This window comes from Streptomyces sp. NPDC050416 (assembly GCF_044458845.1).
Classification (GTDB): Bacteria; Actinomycetota; Actinomycetes; order Streptomycetales; family Streptomycetaceae; genus Streptomyces.
Map to the genome: position 1 here is coordinate 715,765 of NZ_JBITII010000002.1, position 17,746 is coordinate 733,510.

Here is a 17,746-nt window from a genome sequence, read left to right on the forward strand (position 1 = left end):
CCAGTCCGGGTTGTGAAACCCGTGTTGACCCTCGTTGTTCCACTCCTGCGACAAGGCGCTGCCCTCAACGCACGTTGATACTGCCCTCTTCGTCGCCGATCCATACCTCGGATTCGGATCCTTGTGACGACGCGTCCTGAGAATTGCGCGCTGCGTGCGGTTCGTCAAGGCCCCCCTGCCCGAACCGGGGCCGGCCCAGAGACACGACGAAGATCACCATACCCCCCGTCACAGAGGGTGCAAGGCAACCGTGGCCGGACCCCGGAAACGCCGAAGAGCGACCACCCGGATGGATGATCGCTCATCGGCGCTTACGCGTTACACGCCCAGTGGGACGTGTTGTGGATCCTGGCGGATCCGGGAGGTCTTACTTGACCTCGACGGAGGCGCCGGCGCCCTCGAGGGACTCCTTGGCCTTGTCGGCGGCCTCCTTGTTGACCTTCTCCAGAACCGGCTTCGGCGCACCGTCGACCAGGTCCTTGGCCTCCTTCAGGCCCAGGGAGGTCAGCTCACGCACGACCTTGATGACCTGGATCTTCTTGTCGCCGGCACCCGTGAGGATGACGTCGAACTCGTCCTTCTCCGGCTCGGCCTCGGCGGCGGCGGCGCCACCGGCGCCACCGGCCATGACGACCGGGGCGGCCGCGGCGGCGGTGACGTCGAACTTCTCCTCGAACGCCTTCACGAACTCGGAGAGCTCGATGAGGGTCATCTCCTCGAACTGCGCGAGCAGGTCTTCCTGGCTGAGCTTCGCCATGATTGGCGGTCCTTCCACTAAATCGGCAGGTGCCGGATGTACATGTGAGGCGGGCGTACTACTGGCCCGCGACGGTCGCCGCGTTCAGGCAGCGGCGGCCGGGATGCGAGCCGAGTTACTCGGCACCGCCCTGCTCGTCCTGCTTGGCACGAAGCGCGTCCACGGTGCGGACGAGCTTCGACGGCAGCGCCTGGAAGACAGAGGCAGCCTGGGACTGCTTGCCCTTCATGGCACCGGCCAGCTTGGAGAGCAGAACCTCGCGGGACTCGAGGTCCGCAAGCTTCTTGATCTCATCGGCGGACAACGCCTTGCCGTCAAGGACGCCGCCCTTGATGACCAGGTTGGGGTTGTCCTTGGCGAAGTCACGGAGACCCTTCGCCGCCTCGACCGGGTCACCGGTCACGAAGGCGACGGCCGACGAACCCGTGAAGAGGTCGTCGATCGCGGTGATCCCGGCCTCGTTGGCCGCAATCTTGGTCAGCGTGTTCTTCGCCACACGGTAATGAGCGTTCTCACCGAGTGAACGACGCAGCTGCTGCAGCTGCGCCACGGTGAGACCGGTGTACGCAGTAACGACAGCGCCGTTGGAGTCGCGGAACTTGTCCCGCATCTCCTCGACGGCATCGACCTTGTCAGGCCTCGCCATGAGCCTCGGCCTCCTTCCGGGTGATTCGGACCGCGCGGACCCGAAGGAGGACTGGGGAAAACGAAACGCCCCGGCGCAGGGGCACGGGGCGCAGCTCGACCGTTTGTACGCACGCACGAGGCGGGCGGACTACGGGAGCTTCTCCAAGTGTCACCTGCGCGGGCCGTCCGCCGTTCAGCGGATCCTTCGGCCACCGCACCCTCGTCCGAGCGCGCGGTAAACGACCAGCGGTCTTTGGCTTCTGTAGGAGGGTACGGGACCGGATGGCTGTCAAGCAAATCCGCCCGTACGACGGATCAGCTCGCGTCGAGTTCCTTGAACAGGTCGGCGAGGTCGGCGACGTCCTTGGCCGGCGGGGCCGTGACGTTCACCGGCTTGTTGTAGTCGAGGAAGGTGATGGTCATGTCGAGCGGGCCCTTGTCGGCCGCGCCCTTCATCCGGAACTGCTTGGTGTGGTCGTCACCGTCGATCCACGTGTCCATCGTGAACTTCTCGACGCCCATTTTCTCGTACTGCTTGATGCTCTTCTCGCGGTTCTCGCGGATGCTCGCGTTCTTGCCCTTCAGGGAGGCGCGCAGATCGGCCAGGGTGAACGTGCCCGTGTAGTGGGTCGTCTCGACGCCCTCGACCTTCTCGGTACCGACCTTCTTCACGTCTTTGGCGCTCGTGAGGAAGGTGGACTCCGCCGCCGGGTTCTGCTCGGCCTGGCTCGCGGACCCCGACCGGTCCAGCTCCTTGCCGGCGTCGGAGCCGGACAGGTCGAACTTCAACCAGGTCTTGCCGTCCATCTCCTTGGCCATCTCGGCTCCCCCACCGAGGTACATGGCCTTGTCGACGAGGCGGATCTCCACGGTCTCGGCGGCTCCGTCGACCGGCCCCGTCATCTTCATGCTCATGGCGATCGTGGGCTTCAGGCGCATCGACGCGTCGCCCTTGACCTTGCCGGACTCCGGTGACGTACCGCTCAGGCGGTACCGCACGGACGTGATGTCGTCGGTGTTCTTCGCAGCCTTGGCGACGGCGGCCGCGGGCGTCATCTCCGGCGACTGCTCCGCACCGCAGCCGACCGCACCGGCGGCGAGCAGCAGGGCGCCCAGTCCGGCGACAGGTATGGATGCCTTCATTGATTCCCCCCAAGGAATACGCGATTGCTTCACAGCAAGGCCGTGAGCCTATCCCAGAGGGCACAAGTGATCTATGGGGATTCCCGGGGAGCTCAGGGCGTACCCGCCTTCTTCCGCATCAGGTCCTCGAAGTCCCCGGTGTCGGACACGGGGGGCCGCTGGGTCCGGACCCGCACGCCGTAGTCGCCGTAGTGCGCGGTCTGGGTCATCAGGCCCGTGCTCATCCGCGCCTTCTCCACCTTCTTGACCAGCAGGTTCCGGTCGTCGATCCAGATGTCGACGGTCTCGGTGGTGACACCGGCCTCGGTGAGCTGTTTCCTCAGGGCGGCGTCGGTGACGTCCGCGGCGGCCACGGTGCCGGAGTAGTGCGTGGCGGGCCGGCCGCGCACGGACTCCTCGCCGGCCTTCCTGACGTCCCCGGAGGCCAGCAGGAGCTTCACCGACTGGTTCGGTGTGGTGCTGCGCATCTGGTCGCCGAGATGGGCTCCGGAGCCCCCGGCGAGGGCTTTCAGGTCCTCGTAGGCGTACCGGATCCAGTGCTTGCCGCCGACCTGCTCGGCGAACTTCTGGCCCATGCGCGCGTAGTAGGCGTCGGGCAGGTAGCGGGCCTCCATGGAGGTGCTGCCGAGCCTGCGCATGGTGTCGGCCAGGGTGCCGCCGGTGTATCTGATGCTGAGGGTGCCGGTGATGCCGTCGCCCCAGCCGAGGGTCCCGTCGGCGGTCATGGACATCATCGAGCCCATGGTCGTCGTGGACTCGACCCGGGCGGAGCCGGCCCGCTGGGTGGCGCGCTCGGCGGCGCGCAGGGCCGCGACGGACCGGCCGTGGGCGGCGCGGTCGTCCTTGCCGGAGCCGTCGGAGGAGTCCGCGGAGGTACAGGCGGCCATCCCCGTCAGCGCGCTCGCCACCGCGAGCACCAGGCCCACGCTGCGCACGGTCGTGCCCTTCATACGTTCCCCCGTTCGCATCCGGTTCCCGCACGTTAACCCAGGCCACGGGCGTACGTACCGAAAAGGCGTACGTAAGCGTACGTACCGGAAAAGGGAACGGGCCCCGCACCTGTGAGAGGTGCGGGGCCCGTGACCGGTTGCGTGAGCCGTCAGGCTCAGACCGCGGCCGGGTCCTCCTCGACGAGGAGGTTGCGGGTGCGGTTCGGGTCGACCGGGATGCCGGGGCCCATCGTGGTGGTGATGGCGGCCTTCTTGATGTACCGGCCCTTGGCGGCGGACGGCTTCAGACGGAGGATCTCCTCCAGCGCGGCGCCGTAGTTCTCCACCAGCTTGGTGTCGTCGAAGGACGACTTGCCGATGATGAAGTGCAGGTTCGCGTGCTTGTCCACACGGAACTCGATCTTGCCGCCCTTGATCTCGGTCACGGCCTTGGCCACGTCCGGGGTCACGGTGCCGGTCTTCGGGTTCGGCATCAGACCACGCGGACCGAGCACGCGGCCGAGGCGGCCGACCTTGCCCATGAGGTCCGGGGTGGCGACGACGGCGTCGAAGTCCAGACGGCCCTTCGACACCTCGTCGATCAGCTCGTCGGCGCCGACGATGTCGGCGCCCGCGGCACGCGCGGCCTCGGCACGGTCGCCGGTCGCGAAGACCAGGACCCGGGCGGTCTTACCGGTGCCGTGCGGGAGGTTCACGGTGCCACGGACCATCTGGTCGGCCTTGCGCGGGTCGACACCCAGACGGAAGGCGACCTCGACGGTGCCGTCGAACTTGGTCGTGGAGGTCTCCTTGGCGAGACGGACGGCCTCGAGCGGGGCGTAGAGCTTCTCCCGGTCGATCTTGGCGTCCGCAGCGCGAAGGGACTTGCTGCGCTTGCTCACTACTGCTCCTGTGGATTCTTAGGAGTCGTGGTCCGGGCCGAGCAGGCCCTGCCACTTCTGCGGATGGGGTTGGGGCTCAGCCCTCGACCGTGACGCCCATGGAACGGGCGGTGCCGGCGATGATCTTCTCGGCGGCGTCCAGGTCGTTGACGTTGAGGTCGGGCATCTTGGTGGTGGCGATCTCGCGGACCTGGTCACGCGTGATCTTCGCGACCTTGGTCTTGTGCGGCTCGCTCGAGCCCTTCGCCACGCCCGCGGCCTTGAGGATCATCTTCGCGGCCGGCGGGGTCTTGGTGATGAAGGTGAAGGAACGGTCCTCGTAGACCGTGATCTCCACCGGCACGACCCAGCCACGCTGCGACTCGGTCGCGGCGTTGTAGGCCTTGCAGAACTCCATGATGTTGACGCCGTGCTGGCCCAGCGCGGGGCCGACCGGCGGGGCCGGGTTGGCGGCACCGGCCTGGATCTGGAGCTTGATGAGCCCCGTGACCTTCTTCTTCTTGGGAGGCATGTGCTCTCTCCGGGTCCTAGTGAGAGTTTTCCAGCCTCCGAACCGGATCAGCCGGATGGAGGCATACCGCACAACGATAACGGGTATCTATGCGCGGCCAAAAACCGAGCAGGTCAGGCGGACTCCGGGAGCCCGTCTGACCTGCTCGGAAGCCGGGGTGGTGCTAGTTCTTCTGGATCTGGTCGAAGGAGAGCTCGACCGGCGTCTCGCGGCCGAAGATCTCCACGAGGCCCTTGACCTTCTTCGAGTCCGGGTTGATCTCGTTGATGGTCGCCTGGAGCGTGGCGAACGGGCCGTCGGTGACGGTGACCGAGTCGCCCACCTCGAAGTCCAGCACCTGGACCTCGACCTTGCGCTGCGGAGCCGGCTTGCCCTCGGCCTCGGCGGCCTCGCGGGCGGCCTTCTCCTCGGCCTCCGGGGCGAGCATCTTGACGATCTCGTCCAGCGTCAGCGGGTACGGGTCGTAGGCGTTGCCCACGAAGCCTGTGACACCCGGGGTGTTGCGGACGACGCCCCAGGACTCGTTCGTCAGGTCCATGCGGACCAGGACGTAGCCCGGGAGCTTGTTCTGCTTGATCGTCTTGCGGTCGCCGTTCTTGATCTGGACGACCTCTTCCTGCGGCACCTCGGCCTGGAAGATGTAGTCCTCGACGTTCAGCGAGACGGCGCGCTGCTCCAGGTTGGTCTTCACGCGGTTCTCGTAGCCGGCGTAGGTGTGGATGACGTACCACTCGCCGGGCAGGACCCGCAGTTCCTCGCGGAGCTTCTCGATCGGGTCGCGGTCGTCCTCGGGCTCTTCCTCGAGTTCTTCCGCGGCCTCTTCGGCGTCCGTTTCAGCGTCTTCGGTCTCCGCCTCGGCGGCGTCGTCCGCGACGGCGTCGGCAGCCTCGACCTCGGCGGAGGTCTCGGTGTCCTCGCTGTCCGCGCCCTCGACGGTGTCGAGCTCGTCCTCGACGGACTCGACAGGCTCGATGGCGTCGTTCACGTTCGGGTCAGACACGGTGGCTGCTTCTTCCTGGATACATAGGGGTGGAACATGCGAAAGGAGCGCCGGGTACCTCGGCGCTCTTCGCGGGCGGCTCAGCCGAACACGTACTTGGCGGCGTTGCTGAGTCCATAGTCAATCACGGTGACGAGGCCGATCATGACGACCACGAAGATGATCACCACGGTCGTGTACGTCGTCAGCTGGTTGCGGGTCGGCCAGACGACCTTGCGCAGTTCCGCGACGATCTGGCGGTAGAAGAGGGCAAGCCGCTTCAGCGGGCCCTTCTTGCCGCGCTTGCCGCCCTTGCGGGTCTTCTTGGACTCCGGCGCCTCGTCCTGGGCATCAGGCATGTCGATGGAGCCCACGGCGTCCGTCACTCGTCCTCACCTGATTCCGGGTCGTGGCCGTGCCGCGCCCGGTCTGAGCCGCACGGCGGTGCATTGCTGTACGTACATGCGCACACATCCTGGCGAAGGTGTGTGTAGCAGGGCCGGAGGGACTTGAACCCCCAACCGCTGGTTTTGGAGACCAGTGCTCTACCAATTGAGCTACGACCCTTTGTGTGTCCCCCAACGTACCGCATTCGTCCGGATGCCTGGTGTGCACCGAACGGGCGCGGCCTGCGAGAGGCCAACGAGGTGAGAGTGTACGTGGTCTGCGGCCGGTCGTCGAACAGAAAGGGCTCCGGCAAGGCCTCGTTGGCGGAAGATCGCCTGTGGAGCGGGGAGCGGACGACAGGGCTCCGGGTGAAGATCGCCCAGGCCGTGCGGCCGATCCGCACTGTTGTTCAGGGATTTGCCCGGCGTTGTTCAGTCTGTGAAACCCCCGTGCCGCGCACGTTTCCGGTCTGAAACGATGGGGCGCATGAGCCCTGCAACCCCTCCCACCGAGCGCCGGGTCTCCGCCCGAGTCGGCGCGATCTCCGAGTCCGCCACCCTCGCCGTGGACGCCAAGGCCAAGGCCCTCAAGGCCGCCGGGCGGCCGGTGATCGGCTTCGGCGCCGGTGAGCCCGACTTCCCGACTCCGGACTACATCGTCGAGGCCGCGATCGAGGCCTGCAAGAACCCGAAGTTCCACCGCTACACGCCGGCCGGCGGCCTGCCCGAGCTGAAGGCCGCGATCGCCGCGAAGACGCTGCGCGACTCGGGCCTCGAGGTCGACGCGTCGCAGATCCTCGTCACCAACGGCGGCAAGCAGGCCATCTACGAGGCCTTCGCCGCGATCCTCGACCCGGGCGACGAGGTCATCGTGCCCGCGCCCTACTGGACGACGTACCCGGAGTCGATCCGGCTGGCCGGGGGTGTCCCGGTGGAGGTCGTCGCCGACGAGACGACCGGCTACCGGGTGAGCGTCGAGCAGCTGGAGGCGGCCCGTACGGAGAAGACGAAGGTCGTCCTCTTCGTCTCGCCGTCGAACCCGACCGGCGCGGTCTACGGCGAGCAGGAGACCGAGGCGATCGGCCGCTGGGCCGTCGAGCACGGCCTGTGGGTGATGACCGACGAGATCTACGAGCACCTGGTCTACGGCGACGCCTCGGCCGTGTCGCTGCCGGCGGTGCTGCCCGAGCTGCGCGACAAGTGCGTCGTGGTGAACGGTGTCGCGAAGACGTACGCGATGACCGGCTGGCGGGTCGGGTGGATCATCGGCCCGAAGGACGTGATCAAGGCCGCGACGAACCTCCAGTCGCACGCCACGTCGAACGTGTCCAACGTCGCCCAGGCCGCCGCGCTGGCCGCCGTCTCCGGTGACCTGGTCGCCGTGGAGAGGATGCGGGAGGCCTTCGACCGGCGCCGCAAGACCATGGTGCGGATGCTGAACGAGATCGACGGCGTCGTGTGCCCGGAGCCGGAGGGCGCGTTCTACGCCTACCCGTCGGTGAAGGCGCTGGTCGGCAAGGAGATCCGGGGCCGGCGGCCCAAGGACACGGTCGAGCTGGCCGCGCTGATCCTGGAGGAGGCCGAGGTCGCGGTGGTGCCGGGTGAGGCGTTCGGTACGCCCGGGTATCTGCGGCTGTCGTACGCGCTGGGTGACGAGGATCTCGTCGAGGGCGTGAGCCGGATGCAGAAGCTGCTGGCGGAGGCCAAGGACTGAGGTCCGTTCTCGCCGGCCTCCCGGCTGGGGGCACATACCTAATTCGGTATGTGCCCCCATTTGTTTGTGCGAGCAAGACCACGAAAGGGGAAACAGCTTCCGGGACGGCTGGGGCGTACGGCAGGATCCTGGAATGGAGCGTGTACGTGATGTCTCTGAGCTGCCGAAAGCCCATCTGCACCTGCACTTCACCGGGTCGATGCGGCCCACGACCGTGCTGGAACTGGCCGACAAGCACGGGGTGCGTCTTCCAGACGCGCTGACCGAGGCGCTGAGCGGCGGTGAGCCGCCGAGACTGCGGGCGACGGACGAGCGGGGCTGGTTCCGCTTTCAGCGGCTGTACGACGCGGCGCGCTCGTGTCTGCGGGAGCCGGAGGACATCCAGCGGCTGGTGCGGGAAGCCGCGGAGGAGGATCTGCGGGACGGGTCGGGGTGGCTGGAGATCCAGGTCGATCCGACGTCGTACGCGCCGCGGCTGGGCGGGCTGATCCCGGCGCTGGAGATCATCCTGGACGCGGTGGAGACGACGTCGCGGGAGACCGGGCTCGGGATGCGGGTGCTGGTCGCGGCGAACCGGATGAAGCATCCGCTGGACGCGCGCACCCTGGCGCGGCTGGCGGCGCGGTACGCGGACCGGGGGGTCGTCGGGTTCGGGCTGTCGAACGACGAGCGGCGGGGCATGGCGCGGGACTTCGACCGAGCGTTCGCGATCGCCCGGGAGGCCGGGCTGCTCTCGGCGCCGCACGGGGGCGAGCTGGCCGGGGCGTCGTCGGTGCGGGACTGTCTGGACGACCTGGGGGCGGACCGGGTGGGGCACGGGGTGCGGGCGGCGGAGCATCCCGGGCTGCTGCGGCGGTTGGCCGAGCGGGGTGTGACCTGTGAGGTGTGCCCGGCGTCGAACGTGGCGCTGGGGGTGTACGAGAAGCCGGAGGACGTGCCGCTGCGGACGCTGTTCGAGGCGGGGGTCCCGATGGCGCTGGGCGCGGACGACCCGTTGCTGTTCGGGTCGCGTCTTGCCGCGCAGTACGAGATCGCGCGGCGGCATCACGGGTTCACGGACGAGGAACTGGCGGAGGTGGCGCGACAGTCGGTCCGGGGGTCGGCGGCACCGGAGGACGTGAAGGCGAAGCTGCTGGCCGGGGTGGACGACTGGTTGCGGTCGTAGTGCCTGTGGGGGTGCGGTGGGTCGGGGCCGCGCCGGGGGGTGTCCGTCCTCGGAACGGCGCGATGGACTTGCATACCGACTAACTCCCCGTTGACACGCCAACCGCTGCGGGCGGACACCCCCCGACACGTCCCCTTCTCGCCGTAGGCGGGTGCGGGCGTGTGGTGGCTTAGCTGCCGCAGGCCGCCGCGCTGCGGGCCGCCGTAACCGCCGCCGCTGCGGGCAGTCGTGCCGCTTGGGGCGGCATGGGTGGGCGCAGCGGCACCTCGTCGCGCCGAGCTGCGCACCCACCCGGCCTCAGCACCGAGGCCGGGTGCCTACAGGCTCACTCCCACCGTCACCGGCTCGTTCACCAGCGTGATCCCGAAGGCCTCACGAACCCCGGCCACCACCTCGCGGGCCAGGGCGAGCAGATCCTCCGTGGTCGCCGTACCCCGGTTCGTAAGCGCCAGCGTGTGCTTCGTGGAGATGCGGGCCGGCCCGTCGCCGTACCCCTTCGTGAAGCCCGCCTTGTCGATCAGCCAGGCCGCGGAGGTCTTGGTACGACCCTCCCCCGCGGGATACGCGGGCGGCTCCACCCCCTCGCCGAGGCGCTCCCGCACCCGCGCGCGGAACGTAGCGAAATCGGCGTCCGTGAGGATCGGGTTGGTGAAGAAGGAGCCCGCCGACCAGGTGTCGTGGTCCTCGGGGTCCAGGACCATGCCCTTGCCGGCGCGCAGCTTGAGCACGGTGTCGCGGGCCGAGGCGAGCGGGACGCGGTCGCCGGCCTCGACACCGAGGGCGCGGGCCGTCTCGGCGTACCTCAGGGGGGCGGAGAGGCCGTCCGCGTCCTCCAGGGAGAAGCGGACGCGCAGGACCACGTATCGCTCCGGGTCGGACTTGAAGCGGCTGTGGCGGTAGGAGAAGGCGCAGTCCTCGTTGGCCAGGGTGACCGTCTCGCCGGTCCGGCGGTCGTAGGCGACGACCTCCGTGATCGTCGAGGAGACTTCCTGGCCGTACGCCCCGACGTTCTGGATGGGGGTCGCGCCGGCCGATCCGGGGATGCCGGCCAGGCACTCGATGCCGGCCAGGCCCGCTTCAACCGTGCGGGCGACGGCGTCGGTCCACACCTCGCCGGCGGCCAGTTCCAGTCTCGTGCCGTCGAGGGAGTAGCCCTTGGTGGCGATGACGAGGGCGGTGCCCTCGAAGCCCTTGTCGCCGATGACCAGGTTCGAGCCGCCGCCGATGAGGAGCAGCGGGGTGCCCGTCTCGTCGGCTTCGCGTACGACGGAAATCACCTCGTCGTCCGTCGTCGCGGTGACCAGCCGGGTCGCGGGACCGCCCAGCCGGAAGGTGGTCAGCGGGGCGAGGGGGGCGTCGTGGAGTTCCTGCACGCGCTCAAGAGTACGAGACGGCACCGACAGGCTCCGGCACGCGTGCGTGCGGCCCCCGTCCGGGAAGCGGGGGCCGCACGCGCGGGGTGTCGGTCAGGGCAGGCGACGCATCGCCTCCGGCCAGGAGAGCGGGAGGTCGTCGCTGCTGGCCTGCCATGTGGTGAAGCTCGCGTCCTTCATCTGCGGGGCGAGGCCCCGGGCAGCGGGTCCGTGGGCGCCCGCGCGGACGAAGTCCTGGAGTGCGGCCTTGGACTCCCAGGCGGACAGCGTCCAGAAGGTCCGTCGGAGGGGCTTCGCCTTCAGGGTCGCCCCGTAGACGCCGGGGCTGCGGCGCACCTGGCGCCAGACGGCGGGCGTCCCGGCGAGGAACTTCAGCGCTCCCCACCGGGTGCGCGTCTCGAACCGGGAGGCGAAGACGTGCACCTCGGTGTCGCGGGGCGGGGTGTTGGGGACGGTCCAGGGAAGGGTGGGCATGACCGTTCCTCCTTCGGGTCGTCGGGGTCAGCGGGAGGCGGTATCCAGCACGGGGGCCGGTTCGGCCGGGGCGGCCTGCGGCTCGGCGCGTCGCCGGGTCGGGATCAGCAGGGCCGCGACGCCCGCGAGGGCGACCACCGCGGAGCCGGTCACCAGTGCGGGGCGCATGCCGTCGACGAAGGTCTGGCCGGTCTCGTAGCCGCCCTGCGCCGCGAAGATCGACGCCATGACGGCGATGCCGAGCGCTCCGCCCACCTCGCGCAGGGCGTTGTTCGCACCGGAGGCGATGCCCTGCTCCGAGGGCCGGACGCTGGACATCACCAGGTGCGAGGCGGGGGCGAAGAACAGGGCCATGCCGATGCCGCTGACGATCAGGGCGGGCAGCTGGGCGGCGTAGGAGGCGTCCGCCGTGGCCACGACCGACATGTAGCCGAGGCCCAGTGCCTGGAGGAACAGGCCCGCGGCGACGACCGGGCGGCCGCCGATGCGGTCGGCGAGGATGCCGGCGATCGGGGCGACCAGCATCGGCATGCCGGTCCAGGGCAGCATCCTGAGGCCCGCCTCGGTGGGCGAGTAGCCGAGGACGCCCTGCATGTACTGGCTGAGCAGGAAGATCGAGCCGAACATGCCGAGGAACATCAGCAGGCTCGCCGCGTTGATGCCGGCGAAGGCCCGGGAGCGGAAGAGCCGCATCGGGAGCATGGGGTTGGCGGCACGCGTGCTGTAGAGGACGAAGCCGGTGAGGAGCGCGGAGCCCGCGAACAGGCCCGTCAGGACCATCGAGCCGGTCCAGCCGTCGACGGGGCCGCGGACCAGGCCGTAGACGATGCCGAAGAGGCCGCCGCTGGCGAGCAGGGTGCCCGGGATGTCGAGCGGGGCGCCGGTGCCGTGGGACTCGGCGAGGCGGAGGCGGGCGAGGGGCAGCAGGGCCAGACCGAGCGGGACGTTCAGCCAGAAGATCCACTGCCAGGAGATGTGCTCGGTGAGAGTGCCGCCGACCAGCGGCCCGGAGGCGACGGCGAGTCCGTTGACGGCTCCCCATATGCCGTAGGCCATGCCCCGCTTGGCGGCGGGCACGGCCGCGGTGAGCAGGGTGAGCGTCAGCGGCATCATCACCGCCGCGCCGGCGCCCTGGATCGCGCGGGCGGCGATGAGGGAGTCGATTCCGGGCGCGAGTGCCGCCGCGGCGGAGGCGCCGGTGAAGACGGCGAGCCCGGCGATGAAGAGCCGGCGGCGGCCGAACCGGTCGCCGAGGGCCGCGCCGAACATCAGCAGGACGGCGAAGGTGAGCGTGTAGGCGCTCACGGTCCATTCCAGGTCGTGCAGTCCGCCGCCGAGGTCCTCCCGGATGGAGGGCAGGGCGGTGGTGACGACGAGGTTGTCGAGAGCCGCCATGAATCCGGCGACGCTGGTGATGACGAGGGCCCAGGCGGCTCCCCCGCGGCGTGCGGTCTGCTGTGACATCTCTCCCCCAGAGAGGTGATTCGCTCGATCTGCTTAGTTATTGATCACTAACTTTTGAGATCACGAAAAAGCGCGGCACTCTCGCCTTCCCTGTCAGATCTCCAGCCGGCCCTTGAGCCGCGCCGACGGGTACAGCCCCTCCCAGACGCGGTGCTCGGGAGGGAAGCCCATGGCCGCCAGGCAGTTGATGAGCATCCCGTAGGCCATGAAGGTCGTCGTCTCGTTGACGTCGGCGCCCAGCGGCAGATGAACCGTGTCCCACAACCGCATCCAGCCGGCGCGCACCGACTCGCCGAACTCGTGGTCGCCCTCCTCCTCGGCGGCCCTCACGGCGACGTACATCTGCATCTGCATCATGAGCCGCTCGGGCTGCTCCGCGATGACCTTGGTGTACGCGTTCCCCATGGCGTGCAGGGCCTCTTCGCCCTCCAGCCCCTCGGAGGCCTCCGCGAACGTGCGGATCGTGTCCTCCACGCACCGCTCGGCCGCCGCCAGGAAGATCGCCTTCTTGCCGGGGAAGAGCCTGAAGAGATACGGCTGCGAGACGCCGACCCGCCGGGCGATCGCCTCGGTCGACGTGCCGTGGTAGCCACCGCGGGCGAACTCGATCGTCGCCGCACGGATGACGCTCTCGCGCCTCTCCTCCGCGCTCATCCTGGCCATGCAAGTAAGTTAGTACTCAATCACTAACTACGTCAAGCGGTCGATGGCCGCGTACGAGTGTCGATGACTGGGTGCGAGTAAGGGGCGCCCCACCATGGAGAGCGCCCCTTACCCGGTCGTCTGCCGTCTCAGGCCAGCCGCACGACCGCACGCGACATGCCGAGCACCTTCTGCCCCGCGCTCGTCGCCGTGAGGTCCACGCGGACGGTGTTGTCGTCGAGCTTGGCCGCGACCTTGCCGGCGACCTCGATCACGGCGCCCTGGTCGTCGTTCGGGACGACGACGGGCTTGGTGAAGCGGACGCCGTACTCGACGACCGCGCCCGGGTCGCCGGTCCAGTCGGTGACCACGCGGATCGCCTCGGCCATGGTGAACATGCCGTGCGCGATGACGTCCGGCAGTCCGACCTCCTTGGCGAACTTCTCGTTCCAGTGGATCGGGTTGAAGTCGCCGGAGGCACCCGCGTACTGAACGAGGGTCGCGCGGGTCACAGGGAAGCTCTGCGCGGGCAGTTCGGTGCCGACCTCGACGTCGGAGTAGGAGATCTTCGCCGTCATGGGATCGCTCACGCCTCCTCGGCCGCGCGGGCCACGAGCTTGGTCCAGGCGGTCACGACGTGCTCGCCGGCCTCGTCGTGGACCTCGCCGCGGATGTCCAGGATGTCGTTGCCCGCGAGGGACTTGATCGACTCGATGGTGGAGGTGACCGTGAGCCGGTCGCCGGCACGGACCGGGCGGCGGTAGGCGAACTTCTGGTCGCCGTGCACCACCCGGCTGTAGTCCAGGCCGAGCTGGGGGTCCTGGACGACCTGCCCGGCGGCCCTGAACGTGATCGAGAAGACGAAGGTCGGCGGCGCGATCACATCGGGGTGGCCGAGCGCCTTGGCGGCCTCCGCGTCCGTGTACGCCGGGTTGGCGTCCCCGACCGCCTCGGCGAACTCACGGATCTTCTCCCGGCCCACCTCGTAGGGCTCGGTGGGCGGGTACGTCCGCCCCACGAAGGACTGGTCGAGCGCCATGGCCCGGCACCTCCTGGTTCCGCTACTGAACGGTACGGGTCATTCAACGACGCGAGGCCGCCCCCGATCACTCGGGAACGGCCTCGTGTACGAGCCTGTTTATCGCGTTTCGCGGTGCGCGGTGTGCGCGTTGCAACGCGGGCAGTGCTTCTTCATCTCAAGACGGTCCGGGTTGTTACGCCGGTTCTTCTTGGTGATGTAGTTCCGCTCCTTGCACTCCACGCAGGCCAGCGTGATCTTCGGGCGGACGTCGGTGGCAGCCACGTGAGTGCTCCTAAGACGAACGGATGGACTGTTTAACGCAAGAAGAGTAGCCGATCGAAGGACCGACCCCACAATCGGCTACTGTCAGTAGCGGTGACCGGACTTGAACCGGTGACACAGCGATTATGAGCCGCTTGCTCTACCGACTGAGCTACACCGCTTTGATGTGATCGGGCCCCCGCCTCGCGACGGGAACCAGCCACACCAGAGCCCCAAAACGGAATCGAACCGTTGACCTTCTCCTTACCATGGAGACGCTCTGCCGACTGAGCTATTGGGGCGAGCGATGAAGACATTACACGCTCCGCGGCCGTTCGCCCAAATCCGTTTCGGGGTACCCGCCCGGGCCGCACCACCGTCCGCACGGCAGCCTCGCGCGTGCCTCTCGTTCCGCACGGCGGGCCACGCCGGTACGACTATTGCGCTCCTCCCCGCGACGGACGGGAGGCCGTCCTAGGCTCGACTCACTCTGAGTGATCATGCGTCCTCGCGTGCGCAGCCGAGCCCCAGGAGCGCGATGCCCGACAGCCAGCCGCAGCAACCGCCCCCGTCGTCCTCGCCGGGTCCGGCCGACCCGTCGTCGCTGCTGCTGTGCGGGGCGCGGCTCACCGACGGCCGGACCGTGGACGTACGGCTGGTCGGCGGGCGCATCGAGGCGGTCGGCACGGCCGGCAGCCTGGCGGCGGGCGGCACGCGCGCGTGCGGGGCGCGAGTGGATCTCGGCGGCTATCTGCTGCTGCCCGCCCCGGCCGAGCCGCACGCCCACGCCGACACGGCGTTGTCGGCCGACGCCCAGGGCCCGGTCTCGTACGAGCCCCAGGACGTCCAGCGGCGGGCGACCGAGTCCGCGCTGCTCCAGCTCGGGCACGGGGCGACGGCGGTGCGGGCCCACGTGCGCGTGGGGGACGTGCAGGGGCTGGGCGCGCTGGCGGCCGTGTTGCAGGCGCGGCGGGCGCTGCGGGGGCTGGCCGAGCTGACGGCGGTGGCGATGCCCCGGGTGCTGACCGGGGTGGCCGGGGCGGACGGGCTGGCGGTGCTGCGGGACGCGGTGAAGATGGGCGCCTCGGTGGTGGGCGGCCGGCCGGATCTCGACCCGGATCCGACGGGGTACGTGGAGGCGGTCCTGGAGGTGGCCTCCGAGCACGGCTGTCCCGTCGACCTGCACACGGACGCCGGGGATCCGGCGCGGCTGGCCCGGCTCGCGGCGATGGCGGGCGGGCTGCGTCCCGGGGTGACCCTGAGCCCGTGCGGCGATCTCGGCCGGCTGCCCTCCGAGGTGGCCTCGCGGACCGCGGACCAACTGGCGGCGGCCGGGGTGACGGTGGTGTGCCTGCCGCAGGGCGGCTGCGGTGGCGTGGACCGGCGGGGTGCGGCTCCGGTCCGGCTGCTGCGCGCGGCCGGGGTGCGGGTGGCCGCCGGGAGCGGGGCGCTGCGGGACGTGTCGAACCCCGTGGGGCGCGGCGACCCGCTGGAGGCGGCGTTCCTGCTGGCCTCGCGCTACGGCCTGTCGCCCGGGGAGGCGTACGACGCGGTGAGCGGGTCGGCGCGGGTGGTGCTGGGGCTGCCGGAGGTGCGGGTGGAGGCGGGTTTCCCGGCCGAGTTGCTCGCCGTGCGCGGGGACGGGCTCGCGGGGGCGCTGTCGCTGGCGTACAGCCGGGTGGTGGTGCACCGGGGGCGTGTGGTGGCGCGGACCAGCGCGGTGCGGGAGTACTGCAGTTCGGCGGCCTCGGTGGAGCTGGGGCTGCCGCGGCAGGGGCGGGGGCAGTTGTCGTAGGGCCTGCGGGTGGTGCGGCGTCCGGGCGTGGCTCAAGTCGTGCGGCGGACGGTGCTGTACGGGCGTACGGTCGAAGGCATGCGTACTGTCATCGCTGGTGGTCATGGTCAGATCGCGTTGCGGCTGGAGCGGCTGCTCGCCGCGCGCGGGGACGAGGTAGCGGGGATCATCCGCAAGGCCGAACAGGCCGACGATCTGCGGGCGGCCGGTGCCGAACCGGTCGTGCTCGACCTGGAGTCGGCGTCCGTGGACGAGGTCGCGGAGCGGCTGCGGGGCGCCGACGCGGCGGTGTTCGCGGCGGGCGCGGGCCCGGGCAGCGGGGCGGCCCGCAAGGACACGGTGGACAAGGCCGCGGCGGTCCTCTTCGCGGACGCGGCGGTGAGGGCGGGCGTACGGCGCTTCGTGATCGTGTCGTCCATGGGCGCCGACCCGCGGCACGAGGGCGACGAGATCTTCGACGTGTACCTGCGCGCCAAGGGCGAGGCGGACGCGTACGTCAGCGGTCTGGACGCCCTGGACTGGACGATTCTGCGCCCCGGTCAGCTCACCGACGACGCCGGCACCGGCCTCGTACGCCTGGAGGCGCACACGGGCCGCGGCCCGATTCCGCGTGACGACGTGGCCGCCGTGCTGGCGGAGCTGGTGGACACGCCCGCGACGGCCGGCCTCACGCTGGAGCTGATCAGCGGGCCGGCTCCGGTCTCCGTGGCGGTGAAGTCGGTGGCGGGGAACTGACGACGCCGTGAACCCGCCCTAGAACAGGGGCAGTTGACCGGGGAAGTCGGGTACCACGTAGCCGTCCAGGGAAGGCTGTTCCGGGCCGGGCCTCGCCTGGCGGCGGGACCCGGGACACGAGGTGAGTTCGCCGTGTTCCCGGGCGCCGGGCGGGTCGTGGCGCGCGTACCGCCCGGCGACGACGGCGATCTCGCGACGGCACTCGGGGCAGGTTCTGCGACGGGAGGACATGGGGCCAGTGTGCCGCGCGAGCGGCTCGCGTATGCCTGTGCCTCATTGCCGGGGTGATCGAGTTCACCGTCACCGACCTGGCGCCGGGGCCCGGTGACCCTCGCGGCCAACTTCCCCAAGCACCGTCCGCTGGGACGACCAAGACGTCATGTCACGGAGTTGCCGGTAGGCGTCGGGGTGGGCTGCGCCCACGACAGGGCGCGCAGCGCGGCCGACGCCTGACGCGGGCCTCCTGCTCGGCGGCCCGGCGGCCTCCTCGACCAGTTCGCGCGCCAGGTCGACCTCCTGCTCGTCCAGGGGGTGCGTGGCGGCGTACAGCGCGCGGAGCCGCTCGGCCGCGGCGCCCTCACCGCTGAGAGCTGCCACGACGGGCAGCGACTTCTTCCGCGCCGCGAGGTCGGCCCCCACCGGCCTGCCGCTGCGTGCGGTACGGCCCCGGATGCCGAGGACGTCGTCGGCGCACTGGAAGGCCACGCCCAGTCGCCGGCCGAACTCCCGCAGTCCGCTGATCCGTTCGCCGTCCGCCCCGGCCAGTACGCCACCAAGAGCGCACGAACACCGCCATCAGCGACCCCCTCTTGCCCTCCGCCATGGCGAGGTACTGGGCCACCGACACCTGGGTCGCCTTCTCGAACGC

The 17,746-nt window shown here is 69.9% G+C and carries 21 protein-coding genes and 3 tRNA genes; 4 read left to right on the top strand and 20 right to left on the bottom strand.

Features of this window, described 5'->3' with window-relative positions; all coding sequences use genetic code 11:
• Window positions 1-367 precede the first annotated feature (367 nt).
• The 9 genes from rplL to ACIBL4_RS08375 form a co-directional block, all read right to left on the bottom strand.
• Window positions 368-757 carry a 50S ribosomal protein L7/L12 gene (gene rplL / locus ACIBL4_RS08335; RefSeq protein WP_020274897.1) on the bottom strand — a complete coding sequence of 130 codons (390 nt, stop codon included), beginning with the start codon at window positions 755-757 and terminating at the stop codon, window positions 368-370.
• Window positions 758-872: 115 nt separating this feature from the next.
• On the bottom strand, window positions 873-1,403 hold the full coding sequence (gene rplJ / locus ACIBL4_RS08340; protein WP_010036787.1) for a 50S ribosomal protein L10: 531 nt from the start codon (window positions 1,401-1,403) through the stop codon (window positions 873-875).
• 296 nt (window positions 1,404-1,699) lie between these two features.
• The gene (locus ACIBL4_RS08345; RefSeq protein ID WP_399407660.1) at window positions 1,700-2,527 is read right to left on the bottom strand and encodes a DUF1396 domain-containing protein; all 828 of its coding nucleotides are present in this window, start codon (window positions 2,525-2,527) and stop codon (window positions 1,700-1,702) included.
• 92 nt (window positions 2,528-2,619) lie between these two features.
• A complete protein-coding gene (locus ACIBL4_RS08350) occupies window positions 2,620-3,477 on the bottom strand; it encodes a hypothetical protein (RefSeq protein ID WP_399407662.1) in 858 nt (285 codons plus the stop codon).
• Window positions 3,478-3,632: 155 nt separating this feature from the next.
• Window positions 3,633-4,358 carry a 50S ribosomal protein L1 gene (rplA, locus tag ACIBL4_RS08355; protein ID WP_010036794.1) on the bottom strand — a complete coding sequence of 242 codons (726 nt, stop codon included), beginning with the start codon at window positions 4,356-4,358 and terminating at the stop codon, window positions 3,633-3,635.
• 76 nt (window positions 4,359-4,434) lie between these two features.
• Window positions 4,435-4,869 (bottom strand): 50S ribosomal protein L11, encoded by a 435-nt coding sequence (rplK, locus tag ACIBL4_RS08360; protein WP_010036796.1) that lies wholly within the window; start codon window positions 4,867-4,869, stop codon window positions 4,435-4,437.
• A gap of 163 nt (window positions 4,870-5,032) precedes the next feature.
• On the bottom strand, window positions 5,033-5,869 hold the full coding sequence (gene nusG, locus ACIBL4_RS08365; protein ID WP_356925170.1) for a transcription termination/antitermination protein NusG: 837 nt from the start codon (window positions 5,867-5,869) through the stop codon (window positions 5,033-5,035).
• Window positions 5,870-5,949: 80 nt separating this feature from the next.
• On the bottom strand, window positions 5,950-6,234 hold the full coding sequence (secE, locus tag ACIBL4_RS08370; protein ID WP_356925171.1) for a preprotein translocase subunit SecE: 285 nt from the start codon (window positions 6,232-6,234) through the stop codon (window positions 5,950-5,952).
• Window positions 6,235-6,342: 108 nt separating this feature from the next.
• Window positions 6,343-6,415: transfer RNA gene (locus ACIBL4_RS08375), tRNA-Trp, on the bottom strand.
• 306 nt (window positions 6,416-6,721) lie between these two features.
• Between ACIBL4_RS08375 and ACIBL4_RS08380 the strand changes: the two genes are divergently transcribed.
• Entirely contained in the window at window positions 6,722-7,948 is a 1,227-nt protein-coding gene (locus ACIBL4_RS08380; protein WP_399407666.1) for a pyridoxal phosphate-dependent aminotransferase, read from the top strand.
• A gap of 133 nt (window positions 7,949-8,081) precedes the next feature.
• Window positions 8,082-9,113 carry an adenosine deaminase gene (locus ACIBL4_RS08385; protein WP_399407668.1) on the top strand — a complete coding sequence of 344 codons (1,032 nt, stop codon included), beginning with the start codon at window positions 8,082-8,084 and terminating at the stop codon, window positions 9,111-9,113.
• Between the two features lie 317 nt (window positions 9,114-9,430).
• Here ACIBL4_RS08385 and ACIBL4_RS08390 read toward each other — a convergent pair whose 3' ends face one another.
• The 9 genes from ACIBL4_RS08390 to ACIBL4_RS08430 all read right to left on the bottom strand — a co-directional run bounded on the left by ACIBL4_RS08390 (window position 9,431) and on the right by ACIBL4_RS08430 (window position 14,650).
• The gene (locus tag ACIBL4_RS08390) at window positions 9,431-10,510 is read right to left on the bottom strand and encodes a UDP-N-acetylmuramate dehydrogenase (protein WP_399407670.1); all 1,080 of its coding nucleotides are present in this window, start codon (window positions 10,508-10,510) and stop codon (window positions 9,431-9,433) included.
• Between the two features lie 69 nt (window positions 10,511-10,579).
• Window positions 10,580-10,960, bottom strand: a complete 381-nt coding sequence (locus ACIBL4_RS08395) for a DUF3291 domain-containing protein (protein WP_399407672.1) — start codon at window positions 10,958-10,960, stop codon at window positions 10,580-10,582.
• Window positions 10,961-10,987: 27 nt separating this feature from the next.
• Window positions 10,988-12,424: an MFS transporter gene (locus tag ACIBL4_RS08400; protein ID WP_399407674.1), complete on the bottom strand. Its 1,437-nt coding sequence runs from the start codon at window positions 12,422-12,424 to the stop codon at window positions 10,988-10,990.
• Window positions 12,425-12,517: 93 nt separating this feature from the next.
• The gene (locus ACIBL4_RS08405) at window positions 12,518-13,087 is read right to left on the bottom strand and encodes a TetR/AcrR family transcriptional regulator (RefSeq protein ID WP_399407676.1); all 570 of its coding nucleotides are present in this window, start codon (window positions 13,085-13,087) and stop codon (window positions 12,518-12,520) included.
• Window positions 13,088-13,215: 128 nt separating this feature from the next.
• Window positions 13,216-13,644: a MaoC family dehydratase gene (locus tag ACIBL4_RS08410; RefSeq protein ID WP_356929884.1), complete on the bottom strand. Its 429-nt coding sequence runs from the start codon at window positions 13,642-13,644 to the stop codon at window positions 13,216-13,218.
• Between the two features lie 8 nt (window positions 13,645-13,652).
• On the bottom strand, window positions 13,653-14,105 hold the full coding sequence (locus ACIBL4_RS08415) for a MaoC family dehydratase N-terminal domain-containing protein (protein ID WP_399407678.1): 453 nt from the start codon (window positions 14,103-14,105) through the stop codon (window positions 13,653-13,655).
• A gap of 99 nt (window positions 14,106-14,204) precedes the next feature.
• The gene (rpmG, locus tag ACIBL4_RS08420) at window positions 14,205-14,369 is read right to left on the bottom strand and encodes a 50S ribosomal protein L33 (RefSeq protein ID WP_003948671.1); all 165 of its coding nucleotides are present in this window, start codon (window positions 14,367-14,369) and stop codon (window positions 14,205-14,207) included.
• Window positions 14,370-14,457: 88 nt separating this feature from the next.
• Window positions 14,458-14,530, bottom strand: a tRNA-Met gene (locus tag ACIBL4_RS08425).
• A gap of 47 nt (window positions 14,531-14,577) precedes the next feature.
• Window positions 14,578-14,650, bottom strand: a tRNA-Thr gene (locus tag ACIBL4_RS08430).
• 236 nt (window positions 14,651-14,886) lie between these two features.
• Between ACIBL4_RS08430 and ACIBL4_RS08435 the strand changes: the two genes are divergently transcribed.
• Together ACIBL4_RS08435 and ACIBL4_RS08440 are read left to right on the top strand one after the other, a co-directional pair.
• Entirely contained in the window at window positions 14,887-16,143 is a 1,257-nt protein-coding gene (locus tag ACIBL4_RS08435; protein ID WP_399407679.1) for an amidohydrolase family protein, read from the top strand.
• 78 nt (window positions 16,144-16,221) lie between these two features.
• A complete protein-coding gene (locus ACIBL4_RS08440; protein ID WP_399407681.1) occupies window positions 16,222-16,878 on the top strand; it encodes an NAD(P)H-binding protein in 657 nt (218 codons plus the stop codon).
• A gap of 18 nt (window positions 16,879-16,896) precedes the next feature.
• Here the strand turns inward: ACIBL4_RS08440 and ACIBL4_RS08445 are convergent, their stop codons facing one another.
• Both ACIBL4_RS08445 and ACIBL4_RS08450 read right to left on the bottom strand, forming a co-directional pair.
• A complete protein-coding gene (locus ACIBL4_RS08445; protein ID WP_356929583.1) occupies window positions 16,897-17,109 on the bottom strand; it encodes a hypothetical protein in 213 nt (70 codons plus the stop codon).
• A 69-nt stretch (window positions 17,110-17,178) separates the two neighbouring features.
• A complete protein-coding gene (locus ACIBL4_RS08450) occupies window positions 17,179-17,643 on the bottom strand; it encodes a polyprenyl synthetase family protein (RefSeq protein WP_399408134.1) in 465 nt (154 codons plus the stop codon).
• Between the last annotated feature and the right edge of the window lie 103 nt (window positions 17,644-17,746).